Here is a 14,088-nt window from a genome sequence, read left to right as displayed (position 1 = left end):
ATAATAAATACAGAACCTTAAGGCTCTATCAAGGTTGGGGTGCCCAATGATAGGGAGAGCTAATTTCTAAGAATATCTCTGATTTCTTTTAGTATCTGCTTCTTACCTACGCGAGCGACAAGTTCGTACTGCTCACGACTGTATCCAGCTTCAGAAGGAATTTGATTCTCTGGAATCAAGAGGTGGGAAGGCCACTTCCATCTTCTATACCCATAAGGAGCGTAACCAAATTCAAAACGAGGGTATTTCACATTCACTTCAAGTGTTCTGACTTTTCTAGGAGCGTCTGAATAGTAGTAGATGAGCTCATGATCAGGATCAAAACCTTTGATCATATAAGAGTGTTGATTGTATTTCCCCATTCCTAAGAGTTGCCATTCTACAATATAGATAATGCCTGAATTGATTTCTTTGATCTTTACTGGAAATGTATCTTTTTGAAGATTGTAGGCCCCAACTTCATCGCCGATATAATTAATAAAAGCGCGCACGCGTTTTTTCTCATCACTAATAGAGTCGAACATTGAAGTGTCATTGCCGAATGTTTTCATTTGCGATGAAAGAACTTCAGGAGCATTGATAACAAAAGGAAGAGAGTGCTCGTAAGAAAAGAGAATGCGAATAGCATATAAAGCATCAGCGCAATCAGTAGGAAGACCAGTCAGAATAGTTTTTCCATCTTTAAAAATTTGTGTGGTGAGATTTTTGTTCACCCATCTTTGATATTCATTCTCCCAATATTCACTCCAGACTTGGTTGGCCTGCCATACTTCTGCCTTAACACTTGTTGTAAGAGAGAAAATTAAGAAAAACAAAAATAATAAGCGTTCCTTCATAGCACCTCCTTTAGGAAAATAAATTAAGTAATCAGTGACTTATGTTTAAAAACTAAAAATAAATTTAGTTAGAAAAACTTGCGGCCTCTAAAAATTAATATTAGTTTTTTCTAACGTAAATAAAAATTCTTTGGAGGAATTATGTTTAAGAAATTTACTGCCCTGTTACTGCTTACGAGTTTTACACATGCTTTCGCAATGGCACCAGTGCAAGAGACTTCTGCCATGGCCAAAGCTTTAGAAAGAACTTTCGATGAAATGAATTATTCGTTAAACGTTGAGTGGGATCAAAAAGATCAGCAGTTCTTTAAAACAACTGTCGACGGATTTGAAAAAGAGATTCAATCTCTTCAAACTCAAGGCTTAACTAATAAAGAATTAGTTGAGTTTACCTTGGCTAAAATCAAGGATAAACAATTGCAGAATGACGTAAGAGAGATTGCTAAAACAATCAATGACGAATCAATGTCTACTGATGAAGCAAGAAATTTTGCACTAGAAAAACTGAGTGGGGGATACTCTCAAGGAGCAAGTTGGTCAGGAAGCAGAATGGGAATTAAATTGGTTCTTATCCTGGGTGTGATCATCTTAATCTGTTGTGCTACAAAAGGGCATGACAATGATGATAACGACAGACCAGAGCGCCCACACTGCCGCGATAATGAGTGGGATTCTCGCTCATATCAAGGTGGAGGATGGGATCAGTGTAATAATGACGATTACTATCCATACCCACAAGCTGTTTAAGCTTTCAGGTAAAAGGCCCTCGCGTTATGCGAGGGCTTTTTTATTTTTAGAAAGGAAGTTTTAAGCCAATTTGCAAATCAATCTGTCCATCAATGCGAAGTTCAGTGATCTTAGGAAGAGCACCAATTGTGAGAGCTGGCCTTAAGATAATAGACTGAGAGTTATTTTTAATAAGATCAAAAACATTGCCATCAGCAATAGTGAAGTCAATACATTTATAGTTGCATCGGTTATTGGCCTTTTTGTAGTTGAGAAGTAGTGATTTATTTCTGCCAACTCGGTTTAAATCAAGACCACTAACGAAAGCAAAGCTGGCCTTGTTATTCACAGACTGATCAAATTCTTTATTGTATTGAAAGTAGACGCGTTTGATCTTGATGCTTTTGACAACATCGAAATCCAGGTTTAAATCTGGAAGATCTAACTCAATGGGATCGATTTCTACACGTTGTGGACCTTTTATACGCAAGAAGAGTTTCACCATCGTTTTTAAAAAGGCATTGCTTAATTTTTCAAAGCTATTAGGAATGTCGGCCGTTTCATAAACATCCATGTCTTTAATGTTGTATTTTATGTGCAGGTAAAACAAATCAGGAGCGTCTTTAGTTTGCTCTAATGTCGATTTAGCATTTTCTGAGAGTTCAGAATTTCCGGCCGAGAGAGCTGTCATCATCATGGCCTCTCTTTGTAACTCGGCCAGCGTTTGCACCTTCGCGATAGGTGTAATGGACTCTGTTTGCTTTAAACAAGAAGCGCAGAGGATGAGAAGACAAAAGAATGTCAGGGTTTTGAATGAATTTCGCATAAGAGAAAATCTTAATGCAGACTGAGCGTTTCTCAAGAGGGAAGAAATCTACAATGCGATGAAGCGATTTTTTTTAAATTAAGGAAACCAACACTTAGGTCTTAAAGCATAGAAAGAAGCACAGGTATTTTTTGAATCATCAAAAGGATGTAGCGACAGAGGGAGAACTTCTGAGCAAAGAGTTCCGTTAATTATTGTGTCTAGACGGCATTGTCTGTCCGGGTAAGAGTCGCGGATGAGTTGAGGGGCAATTGTTTTATCTTCATGTTCACATGAGATAGGGAAGTCGCGTACTAAGTTTAAAAAATCGAGGCCACCCAGAGCGCTTCTTAAGCAGGCCTCTAAATCTTTTCCATTTTTCTTGGCGATAGCCTGGCATTTATTTTTTAAAACGGGGCCAACACGTTTTAAGTCAATTTTGAGAGATTGTTTCTCTAGCGTGAGCATTCTTTTAAAACAAGCAGAACTCGCGTAATAATCGGCCTGGCCTTCACTGCTCATTAAACTCATCCCATCTGATCCAACAGGCCCATCCCATTCAGGTGGAACATTCTTTCTTGGAGCGCCTCCAAATAGATGTCCCAGCTCATGGCAAATGATCATTCGAAAAGAGTCTGGTGTAAGGCGAGTGCTGTTTAAAAGTCCAGTATTAATAACAACGGCGAGTTTGTCGAAATCATGACGGGCGCTGGCCGCGGCGGAGATATCTTCTTGAGTGATAAATTCGATGGGTTTATTAAATTCGCGGAGAGATTCTTCGGTATAGAGGTTTTTGGCATCTGCAATAATTTGTGATTTCCAATCTTCCAAAGCGAAAGCGGAAAGAGAGAAAAACACGCAAAGAGATATGGCCATAAGTTTCATCTATGTAGCTTAGCAACTCCTTGCTTCTTTGCAAGGAGTTTGTAGTTATTACTTGGGCAAGAGGGGCGCGATAGGCGTTGATATTACTCAACTAATCTTTGAAAAAATTTTCACAATAAAAAAACTTTTTTGTAATACAATCAGAATATTGAAAAACATAATCTGGTAGGATTCAAAATGGGAATTGATTACAAATCTCCTAAAGACTTTCTTTATAACAGAAAAGGTCCATGGCCTCAGCCATGCCCGGAACATCCTTTCGGTGAATCAGCGGGAGTCATTCATTTGCCATTAAGAGAGGCCGTTGATTGGTGGCTCAATATTGGTTCTCGTTACGTTTTTACTCTAGCTTACACTCCAGTGGCCTTCATTAAAGGGATTCTCAACCCTGGACTTGAAAAAGTGAATGATGAAGAGTTTGCTCAGATGCTGACACATACTATGCTGGCAAAATTTATTAAGAATGTTTTTGATTCAAAAGATAAAGAAATTTTTGGAGACATTCTTCTTCAAGACAATATCTGGATTTGTGACTTTGAACCGGTGAGGGTTGTAAAAACATTTCCGGGAATTTATGCTTCGGCCACTAAGACTTTATTAAAAAAAGACGGTGACCATTACACGGCAATCGAGATTTATGTCGATGAAACAAAGTCGATGTTTAGACCTGGAAATGGAGATGCCTGGGAGCTCGCGAAGTATTTCGTGCTTCAGGGAGGAGCTTTGTGTTCGACATTAGTCGTGCATCCATTGCTTCATTTTCCTATGGATTCAGTAAACGCAATTACAAAAACGGCCTTACCTAAAGATCATATTATTTTTCAACTCCTTTTCCCACATTTGCGTTTTACGCTTTATTTGGAAAAAGCGGTTTTAACTTTCAAGAGTTCACTTCTTATGTCTAAGTGGTGGATGCCGTATGCTCCATACCCGGGAGAATATGAAGGACTGCGCGATTTATTAGTGGAAGGATATAACGGAATTGATCACAACTACAGTTATCCACCTTTTAAGTACCAATTTGAACCAGAGTTTATCGTTGGAAAATACGGAGAGTTTCATCAGGCCTATTACCCGGTCTTCAGAAAATTTGTAACAAATATTCTAGTTGATCTCACTGAGACGGAAGTATTCTACCTTTCTAAATGGGCCGATTATATTTCGGGATGGGTGCCTGGGTTTCCAAAAGGAGTCGAACTGGTGCGCGATCGGGAGCTTCTCATTTCAACTGTTGCTTATTATCTTTTTGATGTGAGTATTGGGCACACCGTAGATCATTACAACTATGGGAACATGGACATCAGAAAGATTCCTTTAAGACTTCGTCATGCTCCTCCTAAAGCAGGAGAGAAAGTTAAAATTGACCGCAGTAAGCTTACGAAGTTTTGGGATTATGGAAAATATGAAATGGCCCGCAGACTCTTTTTTAAAGAGTCTACGAAGACCAGGTTAATGGATGCTGAGTATGATTTTGGAAAGAGAAACACTCTTCTACAAAAGCATGTTAAAGACTTTAAAAACGAACTGCGTGCAGTCGATCAAAAGTTAAAAGCGGACAAAGCGCAGTTTGCGCCTATTGACGATATCGCTGCGAGTATTCAGTTTTAGTTATTTTCCTTTAAAACGTACTTTTAGGGCCTCGCCAGTGTCGGCGTCTGTTCCTTGAAGCTCAAGATATTTACATCCTTTTGGGACTCCCAAGAGGTTTTTGTCTACTTCACAGAAAGTGCGTTTTAAATTCATTTTGCGATAATTTGCAGAAGCTCCAAGTTTAATCACTGATGTCACGTCACAATTACCGTTTTTAAGAGCGGCGAGAGCTTCAATATTAGTGTCTTCCAGGTCGTGTTTGATTTCACTTAGGTCATTAAGTTTTACTTTGAATGAATCGCGAGTCGCATTGATGCCAGAAAAGGCCACGCGTTCTTGAACTTTACTCCTGATCATTGGGTGTACTGGTTTTTTAGTTAGGCCATCCATTAACCAATAAAAGTCCACATAGCCATTTTCATTCGTCACAAACTTACAGCTTTCGTCCGTCTGCGTATGGATGAGAAGGATATTTTCAGAGTTTAAACTCTTTTCTAGTGTAAAAAGTTTTCTTTCAGTTTTTTCTCCGGCCATCGTAACTTGAAAGGTAAGAAGAGCAGCTGCCATAATAAGTGTTGATGATTTCATAAGCACCTCGTTTCATTAGAGTAGTGGCGGCGTTATAACTCGAAAAAAAACATTTAGGGGCATTCGTGGAAAATTTTCACGAAATCACCTTTCATTTTGTAGTTTGGTATAAGGCACTTATGAAAAAACTATTGGGAATTCTACTCTTTACGATTTTTACAGGTTCTGCTTTTGCGGCCACATGTCCTGCTGATCGCAATGATTACTTTTGTATCACGCCGGAGATGGCGCCTAATTCACCAATCAAATTGACTGATTTTTATACTATCCCGGCCAGAATCATGGGGCTTTTTAGCAAAGAACTTCAAAAAACTGGTTATCCACTGATACTTGATGCTCAATGGGAGAGTCCTTTTTTTGGGGCAGGTGTGAGCTTTTATAATGAGCAATTCCGCATGATGATTTTAGGTGGGACAACAAGAATTCAGGGGATGAGTCTGGATGCCTACGCTGCGGTTGTTTGTCATGAGATCGGACATATTGTTGGGGGAGCTCCTCACCAAACGATGACTGGTGCCGAGTGGTCTTCATCTGAAGGTCAGTCTGATTTTTTCGCCGCAAGCGTCTGCCTTCCTCGTTATTATAAAGCAATAGGAGAGATGGAGCACAATATTGCAAAGAGAGTTGAAAAGGCCGGTTTTGAGATGATGAACTCCATGAAAGAGTTTGATTCTAATTCTATCGGACAAGGAAGAAAGTTGGTAAGGCATGCGGTAAACGTCACGGTGGTAAAAGAGACCTTGATTAACAATTATCCTTCAATTCAATGCCGATATGAGACTTTTAGGAATCCAACAAAGAGAGCGAGCTGTTGGTATAAAGAATAGGCAGAGACCCCGGAGATTTGAAAGAGTCTCTGCCTAGACAATCATTTTCTAGTTGCAATTTCGTAGGCCACAAGACCCACAAACATTACAATAAAAACTATCAAGATAATAACTGCTTGGTAATTAGAGTTCTTTTTTACTTCTGGTTTTGAAGTTGTTTCGTTAGTTGGCAATTCGCTCATATCGCTCCCGTGTCCATAGTGGACAATTGATTAATGTCTTTGATTGAAAGAGAATCTTCTAGCCAATGACAGGGGGAGCGCGTGCTTTGAGATGAGAAATGTACTGGTCGTTGGAAGAAACCTTGATAAAACGATCAAAGTTTTCTTTTTTGAGAGAATAAAAAATCGGGGCAGTGAAATCAGGAAGGATAAAATCCAGGTGGTGTCCTGACTTTTTTACGACTTTGGTTTCAATCTGGGAATGATTAACGATTAAAAGCGCCGAGGTTTCGGCCTTGTCGATTTTATAGAAATTCGGGCGCTCGAGGCTTGCCATCTCTGCTTTTGGCAAACAGAAGATGAAACTTAAAACAATAAGTTTTAAATAAAAAAGAATTTGATAGAATCGAGTGGTTTTGTGCACGAAGGAAATTCTATCTTCTCCAGAGGAAAAACTCAAGGTTGAGTGCACTATTCTTTTGTAATAAGATTAATTTATGAACAAAAAAATCTTAAATCAAATCGCTGGAGTAAGTTTTAAACGTTATCGCCAGTTCTATAAACAGAGTCTCCCTGTCAGGGAGAAGAGAGCTATTCTTAAATCAATTGAAACTGCATATCAGGAAAATAACCTGGCCTATGGGCTTTTGCCTGATGGGAAGCTGGGGTATTTTTTTATTTTTCGCAAAACGTTTATGGGCGAATTTCATGAATATTTTTTCCATGTTTCATCTTGTTACTGTCTTCCGCCCGTAAGACGCCAGTTTTATGCTCATATTAAAAGATGCGCAAAAGCGATGAAAGAAGAAACTAAAAAAGTGGATAAGGTCCGTCGTATGGCCATTGAAATTTCGGCCGAAGATACTGTGTCTCGAAAGCACTTTGAAAAACAGGGGACATTGACCTATATCGAGCTTTTGGGGAATACCAAAAAGAGCCTGGCCATTTTGCGTTCAAAAAAACTCGATAATCCTGATATCAAAATAGCCCTTCTCGAGAAGAAAGATATCAATCGCCTGGTTGAACTCGACCGCGAGTCACACATCAAGGATAAAAGTAGTCGCATGCATGCTCTTTTTAAACGAGCAGATGCTAAAAAAGGAATGCGTAAGTTTTATCAAGGATTGCTGAAGAACAAGAGTTTGCTTGTGGCCAAAGAAAAAGGAAAACTCGTTGGAGATATCGGGTATTTTTTAGATAAAAAAAGAAAGCTTGGTTTGATTGCTGCTATTTTTGTGGCCAGGGACTCTCAAGGAAAAGGAGTGAGCAAACTTCTTTATCAAAGAGTATTGGCAGAGTTTGAAAAACAAAAGCTTCCATTTTATTTGGGCGCAAGTACAACCGAGAGAGTGCTGGCAACAGCAAAAAGTATTGGTCGAATGAAAACGAAGTGGGTTTATCTTATAAAGATTTAGTTTTGGGAGTCTCTTAAAATTTTTTTCTTAGGTGTTTGCATATGCTCCCATATTTTTTCAGCAAGCTCGGTGTTTCGAGCGTAAAAACTTTGTGAGAAGGCCAGATAGACGCTCGTGCTGGCAAAGAATTTAGGGAGTTTTACCAATTCCTTAAGTCCTTTTTCTTTGATGATTTGATCGCCCTGGGTTTCTTCTACAACTGCGGCTACAATGCGATTTAAATTGAGTTTCATGAGGTTTTGTTCGGCCGTCGCAACTAGGTCACCATCAGTTTTTACATTCAGAGCATTTAAAGCATCAATTGTGTTAAAACCTTTTTGCGCACCAATTGTCTTATCGTTAAGATTCATAAATTTTTTTCCATCCCAATCGAGTGGATTATTTTTTTTCTTGTAGACCCTAAAGACAAGTATATCCATCGCCTTATTAACGTCGTGCTTGCCATTTTTTAATTTCGGGAAGGCCATATAGCTGGCCCTTTTATCGGAAGGGGCTGCAAAGATAGCATCAATATCTCCGCGTTTCATTTTTAACAGACAGCGCTCGCGAGGAATGTATTGAAAATGAGCAGTGAGATTGAGATTGCTGAAAGTCTTTTTTACTAATGTTTGCCATTGTCCGGTTCCCTTTACATTTGTAAATGGAGGAAAGCCAGTATCGAGATTGCAGATTCTGATCGTTACATTTTCAGCGTGGGCCTTAAAACAGAAAGTAAAAACAACCAGGGTTAAAATTGTTTTTAAACTCATTTAATGATCTCGAAAAAAAGCCCAATGGCGATGACTGATAGACTCAAGAGACCAAACATGAAAATCAGGTCGGCCGCATTTTCAATGCGTGGTTTGTTTTGTTCCGAGCGCATGGATAGATACGAAAGAAGACTTGCTACAAAGAAGAGTACAATTGGCAAAATGACAAATTCATCCAGCAAGGTGACTTCTGATTTTTCCCCCATTTTAACGTAGCTTAAAATGAAAAAACAAATTCCCAGCAGGTTAGATGACGTGGGAAGAATGTGATGGGTAATGGGAGTACGGTTTTCTTTTTTCATAAGACCTAGTTGTCGATTTCAATAACAACCTGGTAGCCGTTAAAGATGGGGATAGAATTAATGAATGTGACCAGGACTCGTCCCCAACCGGCAGCCTTAATAGAGGGGTGGTAGATGGCCTCAATCTTAGAGCGTCCATTTTTTGGAAGAATTAAAACTTGATAAGCGTCTTTTAGACCACGCCAGTTCACTCTTTTTACGAACTGAAGCCTGGCCTTCTCAAGTTCAATTACACCTTTGGTTTCTAATTCAAGGTATCCTCTTTCGTCGCGAAACTCTGGCGGAAATTCAAAAACAGTTTCACCTTTTAATTGGTCTTCTGGAATGGGGACCAGGATTTTTTTCTGAATGTGGTAGCTGAGTTTGGCAACAAATTTCTCCGGAGAATTCTCCAGAACTTCAACCTGAGCGCTGCCACCTGAATGCAGTTTACCTTTTTCGATATGATAATTGGCCATAGGACCGGCAAAGGCTACTTTTACGGTCAAAAGAAAGGACAATAGTCCAGCTAGCAGTATATTCATAAGAAATCCTATCTTAGTTTTTCATAAAAGTTTATCGAAACTCTTGCCCTTTTTTAAGGAGAATCTGACTTATGTTATGTTTTTTTAGATGATCCAGGGATAAAATGAGGGTAACTAATCAAAGAGGCGAAGATGCTAAATTATGTCAGTGCCGATGAGGCCGTTCTAGAAATCAAATCCAACGACAATGTCTTTATTCATTCTGCGGCCGCAACTCCGCAAGAGCTTATTAAATCCATGGTTAAACGCTCAAAAGACCTCAATAATGTGCATATTTATCATATGCATACCGAAGGTGACGCTAGTTATGCTGGGGATATGTACCGCGAAAATTTTAAGGTTCACTCCTTTTTTAACGGCGGCAATATGCGCGAAGCTACTAACAACCATTTAGTGTCGAACTACGTACCGATCTTTTTAAGTGACATTCCCCATCTCTTTTATAACCAGAAAGTCGAACTGGATGTGGCCATGGTGCAACTGACACCTCCGGATAAACATGGAATGTGTAGTCTTGGGCCTTCTGTCGATATCTCTATCGCTGCCCTTAAAACAGCTAAAAAAATTATTGCACAAATCAATCCACGCTTGCCTAGAACTTTTGGTGACCAGATCCATTGCTCAAAAATTACGAAGGCCGTTTTAGTAGAGGCACCACTTTATCAAAGCAAAGAGCTTATTAGCTCTCCAGTAACAGATGCTATCGGGAAAAATATTGCGGGGCTGATTGAAGATGGCTCGACACTCCAGTTGGGAATTGGGGCCATCCCGAATGCGGTTTTATCTCGCTTAGGAAACCATAAAGACTTAGGGATTCATACTGAAATGTTCTCTGACGGTGTTATCTCTTTAAGAGATAAGGGCGTTATCACTGGAAAGTATAAAGTAAAGCACCCGGGAAAAATTGTTTCGAGTTTCGTTATTGGTTCACAAAAAATTTATGACTTCATTGATGATAACCCGGAAGTTTTACTTCTGGATTGTTCATACACGAACAATCCACACATCATCGCTCAGAACCCAAAAGTGGTAGCGATTAACAGTGCGATTGAAATTGATCTCACTGGACAAGTTTGTGCCGACTCAATTGGACCTAGGATTTATTCAGGGATCGGGGGACAGATGGACTTTATTCGCGGGGCCGCTCTGTCAAAAGGAGGAAAGCCGATCATTGCCATTCCTTCAAAGACATCAAAAGGGGAATCGAAGATTGTTCCTTTCCTAAAACCCGGAGCAGGAGTTGTCACAACGAGAGCTCACGTTCAGTATGTGGTAACGGAATATGGTGTTGCTTACTTGCATGGCCTGACACTGGAAGAGAGATCAAAGGCATTGATTAATATCGCTGCCCCAGAACACCGTGAAGACCTCTCTCGCAAGTTTCACGAATTGTGGTTGCGATAAACAGCAAAAGGTCCAAAGGCCTGCTCTGTCGGCATCAGTGAAATCACATTGATGTTGAGGTGAGCAGGTCTATTAATAACCCATTCAATCGTCTCAGCAATATCATCGGCACTTAAAGCATGCATTCCTTTATAGACAGCTTCAGCTTTATTCTTGTCTCCTCTAAAGCGCACTTCTGAAAATTCGCTCTCGCACATTCCTGGCTCAATATTTGTCACGCGCACTTTTGTTCCCAAAAGATCTGAACGCATGTTTAAGCTTAATTGATGAACAAAGGCCTTCGTCGCCCCATACACGTTGCCTCCCGGATAAGGGTATTCTCCGGCAACTGAGCCCAGATTGACGATGTGACCACGGTTTCGCTTGACCATTTCAGGCAGGATTTTGTGGGTGCAATAGAGCAGCCCATTGATATTGGTTTGGATCATGGTTTCCCAATCTTCTAATGAAGCTTTGTGAACAGGGTCTGTTCCTAAGGCAAGGCCTGCGTTGTTGATCAGTACATCGATATTTTTGAGTTCTGCCGGAAGAGAGTCAATGGCCGACTCAACTGCCTTTTTATCTTGAACATCAAGTTTAAGTGGATAAAGGTTTCCACCTAACTCTTTTTTCATTTCTTCGAGTCTTTCAATTCGTCTGCCTGTGGCAATAACAGTATGTCCTGATTTGATAAAGCGTTTAGTCATGGCAGCGCCGAAACCTGCGGTGGCACCAGTGATGAAAATAATCATGGAGGGCTCCTTGTTCATTGCCAACATCATACGCTAGAATAAAGTAAATGAAAAAAAAAATTGCTTACTTCATTGGCTGGATTCTCATCCTTGAGATCCTTTTGCAATTGACAGCTTTTGCTGTTCAGAGTTGGAATGAGCAATCAAAAAAAAGCGCAAACACTTCTGCAGGAACATTTAATATACTTTGCCTCGGTGAATCTACAACTGGACTTGGTGGAGAGTCTTCCTATCCTAAAATATTGGAGAAAAAACTTGCGATAAAAAGCAACTCCAATCTTTTTAAGGTCATCAATGCAGGCATGCCAAGTAAAGATACTAACGATATTCTAGAGCAAGCCGACTCTCTTATTGATAAAAATAATCCTTCGTTAGGAATCTTAATGGTAGGGATTAATGATTACTGGAATCTTCCAGATAGGGAAATGAAATGGTGGGAAAGGAGCTTAGAGTGGATGTCAGAGTATTCGAGGATTGCTAAGATTATTCGTCTAACGATAATTAATCTAAAAACTGAAAGCCCTGCTCCGATATCTCAGGATGTTTTTATTTCAACTTGCAATCAAGGCCCAAAATATTCGACCCCAGAGTATCAGTCGCAGAGAAAATTAGAATCTCTAGTGGAAAAAAAGATTACTAATTATGATATCTATCTCAATCTGGCAGAAATATATCGCAAAAAAAATCAAATTCAAAAAGGTATCGAAATATTAAATCTTGGAGTAGCAAGACTTAATACACAAGGATATTGTCCAGATTCTTATAAGCTTCAGGAAAAAGTCATAGAATATTATGAAAAAGATTTGAAGAATTCTCAAAAAGCACTTGAGCAGATCGAAGAGTATTTAAATCAAAGAATGATATCTTATTTTCGTTTTGAGTTAGTAAATATAAGGAAGGAAATCCGCAATAAATTGGGAATGCCTCCGGCCGAAGCTAAAGTTCTAACGTATTGGGAGAATATGACTTTTAAAAGGAATTTACAGTATTTAGTAAGAAAATTTCAAGCAAGAGGGATACCTGTTATTGTAATGCAATATCCATTAATGCCAGTTGCTCCTTTAAAGCGTATCCTTTTGAATGATTCAGGAGTGATCTTTGTTGAAAACATTAATAACTTTGAAGAAGTTTTGCATAAGAAGACTTACAATGAAGTCTTTACTGATAATTTTGCTCATGTCTTTGGGCACATGACTTCTTTGGGAGCACAAACCATGGCGGAAAATCTAGTTCCTGTTATACTTAAAATCTCAGGAGACGTGAAAAACCGTGAAGATTTTTAAGAAAATTTTTATTTTTTCTTTTGTAACATTGTTCTTTTTAGAGCTTTCACTTCATACCACGGCTTTTGTGCTTCAAAAGGTAATGCTGAAATCTCAAGAGAGTAGAGTCGTTGGTGCGAAATATAAAATTCTTTGCATTGGAGAGTCAACTACAGCTTGGGGAGGAGATCTCTCTTATCCTTCATTGTTGGAAAAAACTCTTAATCTGAGGTTTGGCGATAATAAATTTAAGGTAATCAATGCTGGGAAAACCGGGACCACAACTAAAGTTCTTGTTGATTACACTCCAAGACTGATTAATGAATATAGACCAAATGTGGGCATTATTATGACTGGGATTAACGATTTATGGTCGCTGCCAGACAATGATCCTGAACCTTGGGAAGCAGGGCTTGAATGGCTGTCTGAGTATTCTAGAATCGCCAAATTTGTTCGCATCGCTCTTATTAATAAGAGGTTTTCTCAAAGAGAAGGCTCGTTACATAATATTGCTTCAGGATGTAAAGATTTAACTCACTATAGCGAAGCTCAAACGAAATTTAATGATTATGTTTACCGCGCAGGTGAGATGGTCGAAGCAGGAAAAGTTAAAGAAGCCATTCATTTTCTAAAAATGAAAGCGATATATCTTAATAATAGTGGCTTTTGCATGGACTCATATCCATTATTGGAAAAAATTATCGAGATTCAGCGTGATGTTTTGAAAGATCCTAAACTTGCGTTAGAGACAGTTGAGATTTTTTTAAGATCGGATGTAGCTCCTTTTTACCGACAGATATTTGTAAATATCAAAAACAATCTACGAGAGGAATTAAAGCTTCAACCGGATGGGATCACTTATGCGACTCAAATAAATTATTGGGAAAACTCATCATATAAAATTAACATTCAGAGTATTGTGAGAAGTTTTCAAGAAAAAGGAATTCCAGTAGTTGTTATGCAATACCCCCGCTTACCTATAGCGCCATTAAAGCGAGTGCTTATTTCTCATGAAGGAGTAACCTTTGTCGAAAATAGTGAAAATTTTGAAAAAAGATTAGAAAAAAAGAAATTCAGCGACCTCTTCTCAGATGGCTTCGGAAAAGTTTTCGGCCATTTTACCCCGTTAGGCGCCCAAATGGTTGCCAATACAGCGGCCTTGGGAGTCCTCGAAGCACTCGATATCAAGCCTTAGTCCTGTAAAAAATACAGGATGCCCAGCTCTCTCATTCAATTATCGTCTCCCCATAGGTAAAACCTTGGAAATTTATTCTGAGGACTTT

Annotated in this window: 17 protein-coding genes; 7 read left to right on the top strand and 10 right to left on the bottom strand. The window is 39.2% G+C overall.

The genetic code is table 11. From position 1 onward, the window contains the following. Positions 1-59: 59 nt before the first annotated feature. Positions 60-836 (bottom strand): hypothetical protein, encoded by a 777-nt coding sequence (locus tag AC6JA8_RS12320; protein WP_497974052.1) that lies wholly within the window; start codon positions 834-836, stop codon positions 60-62. A 141-nt stretch (positions 837-977) separates the two neighbouring features. On the opposite strand from AC6JA8_RS12320, the gene AC6JA8_RS12315 reads away from it, so the two are divergent. Further along, positions 978-1,583 (top strand): hypothetical protein, encoded by a 606-nt coding sequence (locus AC6JA8_RS12315; protein WP_491636519.1) that lies wholly within the window; start codon positions 978-980, stop codon positions 1,581-1,583. A gap of 46 nt (positions 1,584-1,629) precedes the next feature. Here AC6JA8_RS12315 and AC6JA8_RS12310 read toward each other — a convergent pair whose 3' ends face one another. After that, a complete protein-coding gene (locus AC6JA8_RS12310; RefSeq protein ID WP_497974051.1) occupies positions 1,630-2,388 on the bottom strand; it encodes a hypothetical protein in 759 nt (252 codons plus the stop codon). A gap of 78 nt (positions 2,389-2,466) precedes the next feature. After that, a complete protein-coding gene (locus AC6JA8_RS12305) occupies positions 2,467-3,243 on the bottom strand; it encodes a hypothetical protein (RefSeq protein WP_497974050.1) in 777 nt (258 codons plus the stop codon). 186 nt (positions 3,244-3,429) lie between these two features. Here AC6JA8_RS12305 and AC6JA8_RS12300 point away from each other — a divergent pair, with 186 nt between their 5' ends. After that, complete coding sequence (locus tag AC6JA8_RS12300; RefSeq protein ID WP_497974049.1) at positions 3,430-4,860, top strand: hypothetical protein; 1,431 nt, start codon at positions 3,430-3,432, stop codon at positions 4,858-4,860. On the opposite strand, the gene AC6JA8_RS12295 is transcribed toward AC6JA8_RS12300, so the two are convergent. Then, the gene (locus AC6JA8_RS12295; protein WP_497974048.1) at positions 4,861-5,430 is read right to left on the bottom strand and encodes a DUF4833 domain-containing protein; all 570 of its coding nucleotides are present in this window, start codon (positions 5,428-5,430) and stop codon (positions 4,861-4,863) included. A 119-nt stretch (positions 5,431-5,549) separates the two neighbouring features. On the opposite strand from AC6JA8_RS12295, the gene AC6JA8_RS12290 reads away from it, so the two are divergent. Then, a complete protein-coding gene (locus tag AC6JA8_RS12290; protein WP_497974047.1) occupies positions 5,550-6,257 on the top strand; it encodes a hypothetical protein in 708 nt (235 codons plus the stop codon). Between the two features lie 41 nt (positions 6,258-6,298). Here the strand turns inward: AC6JA8_RS12290 and AC6JA8_RS12285 are convergent, their stop codons facing one another. Continuing rightward, positions 6,299-6,439 carry a hypothetical protein gene (locus AC6JA8_RS12285; RefSeq protein WP_158649663.1) on the bottom strand — a complete coding sequence of 47 codons (141 nt, stop codon included), beginning with the start codon at positions 6,437-6,439 and terminating at the stop codon, positions 6,299-6,301. A gap of 58 nt (positions 6,440-6,497) precedes the next feature. Continuing rightward, the gene (locus AC6JA8_RS12280; protein WP_497974046.1) at positions 6,498-6,842 is read right to left on the bottom strand and encodes a hypothetical protein; all 345 of its coding nucleotides are present in this window, start codon (positions 6,840-6,842) and stop codon (positions 6,498-6,500) included. Positions 6,843-6,915: 73 nt separating this feature from the next. Between AC6JA8_RS12280 and AC6JA8_RS12275 the strand changes: the two genes are divergently transcribed. Next, positions 6,916-7,833: a GNAT family N-acetyltransferase gene (locus tag AC6JA8_RS12275; RefSeq protein WP_497974045.1), complete on the top strand. Its 918-nt coding sequence runs from the start codon at positions 6,916-6,918 to the stop codon at positions 7,831-7,833. Here the strand turns inward: AC6JA8_RS12275 and AC6JA8_RS12270 are convergent. Genes AC6JA8_RS12270 through AC6JA8_RS12260 form a run of 3 tightly spaced genes read right to left on the bottom strand, consistent with a single transcriptional unit; the run spans position 7,830 to position 9,408 of the window. Further along, positions 7,830-8,582, bottom strand: coding sequence for a substrate-binding periplasmic protein (locus tag AC6JA8_RS12270; RefSeq protein WP_497974044.1), 753 nt, complete (start codon positions 8,580-8,582; stop codon positions 7,830-7,832). The two genes, AC6JA8_RS12275 and AC6JA8_RS12270, sit on opposite strands and share 4 nt — an antisense overlap. Further along, on the bottom strand, positions 8,579-8,884 hold the full coding sequence (locus tag AC6JA8_RS12265) for a hypothetical protein (RefSeq protein WP_497974043.1): 306 nt from the start codon (positions 8,882-8,884) through the stop codon (positions 8,579-8,581). The genes AC6JA8_RS12270 and AC6JA8_RS12265 overlap by 4 nt, the downstream gene beginning before the upstream one ends. 5 nt (positions 8,885-8,889) lie before the next feature. Next, on the bottom strand, positions 8,890-9,408 hold the full coding sequence (locus AC6JA8_RS12260) for a hypothetical protein (protein WP_497974042.1): 519 nt from the start codon (positions 9,406-9,408) through the stop codon (positions 8,890-8,892). A gap of 132 nt (positions 9,409-9,540) precedes the next feature. On the opposite strand from AC6JA8_RS12260, the gene AC6JA8_RS12255 reads away from it, so the two are divergent. Continuing rightward, positions 9,541-10,812, top strand: coding sequence for an acetyl-CoA hydrolase/transferase family protein (locus AC6JA8_RS12255; protein ID WP_497974041.1), 1,272 nt, complete (start codon positions 9,541-9,543; stop codon positions 10,810-10,812). On the opposite strand, the gene AC6JA8_RS12250 is transcribed toward AC6JA8_RS12255, so the two are convergent. Continuing rightward, on the bottom strand, positions 10,791-11,543 hold the full coding sequence (locus tag AC6JA8_RS12250; RefSeq protein WP_497974040.1) for an SDR family oxidoreductase: 753 nt from the start codon (positions 11,541-11,543) through the stop codon (positions 10,791-10,793). The genes AC6JA8_RS12255 and AC6JA8_RS12250 overlap by 22 nt on opposite strands. A gap of 47 nt (positions 11,544-11,590) precedes the next feature. Here AC6JA8_RS12250 and AC6JA8_RS12245 point away from each other — a divergent pair, with 47 nt between their 5' ends. Then, positions 11,591-12,826: a hypothetical protein gene (locus tag AC6JA8_RS12245; RefSeq protein ID WP_497974039.1), complete on the top strand. Its 1,236-nt coding sequence runs from the start codon at positions 11,591-11,593 to the stop codon at positions 12,824-12,826. After that, the gene (locus tag AC6JA8_RS12240) at positions 12,813-14,000 is read left to right on the top strand and encodes an SGNH/GDSL hydrolase family protein (RefSeq protein WP_497974038.1); all 1,188 of its coding nucleotides are present in this window, start codon (positions 12,813-12,815) and stop codon (positions 13,998-14,000) included. The genes AC6JA8_RS12245 and AC6JA8_RS12240 overlap by 14 nt, the downstream gene beginning before the upstream one ends. Positions 14,001-14,088: the final 88 nt, after the last annotated feature.

It is taken from the genome of Bacteriovorax sp. HI3, assembly GCF_059738875.1.
This window is presented reverse-complemented; position numbering and strand designations above follow the sequence as displayed.

What these genes read in the sequence shown, in the direction of transcription:
- AC6JA8_RS12320 (WP_497974052.1), bottom strand. Translation starts at nt 836, where the DNA reads ATGAAGGAACGCTTATTATTTTTGTTTTTCTTAATTTTCTCTCTTACA.
- AC6JA8_RS12315 (WP_491636519.1), top strand. Translation starts at nt 978, where the DNA reads ATGTTTAAGAAATTTACTGCCCTGTTACTGCTTACGAGTTTTACACAT.
- AC6JA8_RS12310 (WP_497974051.1), bottom strand. Translation starts at nt 2,388, where the DNA reads ATGCGAAATTCATTCAAAACCCTGACATTCTTTTGTCTTCTCATCCTC.
- AC6JA8_RS12305 (WP_497974050.1), bottom strand. Translation starts at nt 3,243, where the DNA reads ATGGCCATATCTCTTTGCGTGTTTTTCTCTCTTTCCGCTTTCGCTTTG.
- AC6JA8_RS12300 (WP_497974049.1), top strand. Translation starts at nt 3,430, where the DNA reads ATGGGAATTGATTACAAATCTCCTAAAGACTTTCTTTATAACAGAAAA.
- AC6JA8_RS12295 (WP_497974048.1), bottom strand. Translation starts at nt 5,430, where the DNA reads ATGAAATCATCAACACTTATTATGGCAGCTGCTCTTCTTACCTTTCAA.
- AC6JA8_RS12290 (WP_497974047.1), top strand. Translation starts at nt 5,550, where the DNA reads ATGAAAAAACTATTGGGAATTCTACTCTTTACGATTTTTACAGGTTCT.
- AC6JA8_RS12285 (WP_158649663.1), bottom strand. Translation starts at nt 6,439, where the DNA reads ATGAGCGAATTGCCAACTAACGAAACAACTTCAAAACCAGAAGTAAAA.
- AC6JA8_RS12275 (WP_497974045.1), top strand. Translation starts at nt 6,916, where the DNA reads ATGAACAAAAAAATCTTAAATCAAATCGCTGGAGTAAGTTTTAAACGT.
- AC6JA8_RS12270 (WP_497974044.1), bottom strand. Translation starts at nt 8,582, where the DNA reads ATGAGTTTAAAAACAATTTTAACCCTGGTTGTTTTTACTTTCTGTTTT.
- AC6JA8_RS12265 (WP_497974043.1), bottom strand. Translation starts at nt 8,884, where the DNA reads ATGAAAAAAGAAAACCGTACTCCCATTACCCATCACATTCTTCCCACG.
- AC6JA8_RS12260 (WP_497974042.1), bottom strand. Translation starts at nt 9,408, where the DNA reads ATGAATATACTGCTAGCTGGACTATTGTCCTTTCTTTTGACCGTAAAA.
- AC6JA8_RS12255 (WP_497974041.1), top strand. Translation starts at nt 9,541, where the DNA reads ATGCTAAATTATGTCAGTGCCGATGAGGCCGTTCTAGAAATCAAATCC.
- AC6JA8_RS12250 (WP_497974040.1), bottom strand. Translation starts at nt 11,543, where the DNA reads ATGATTATTTTCATCACTGGTGCCACCGCAGGTTTCGGCGCTGCCATG.
- AC6JA8_RS12245 (WP_497974039.1), top strand. Translation starts at nt 11,591, where the DNA reads ATGAAAAAAAAAATTGCTTACTTCATTGGCTGGATTCTCATCCTTGAG.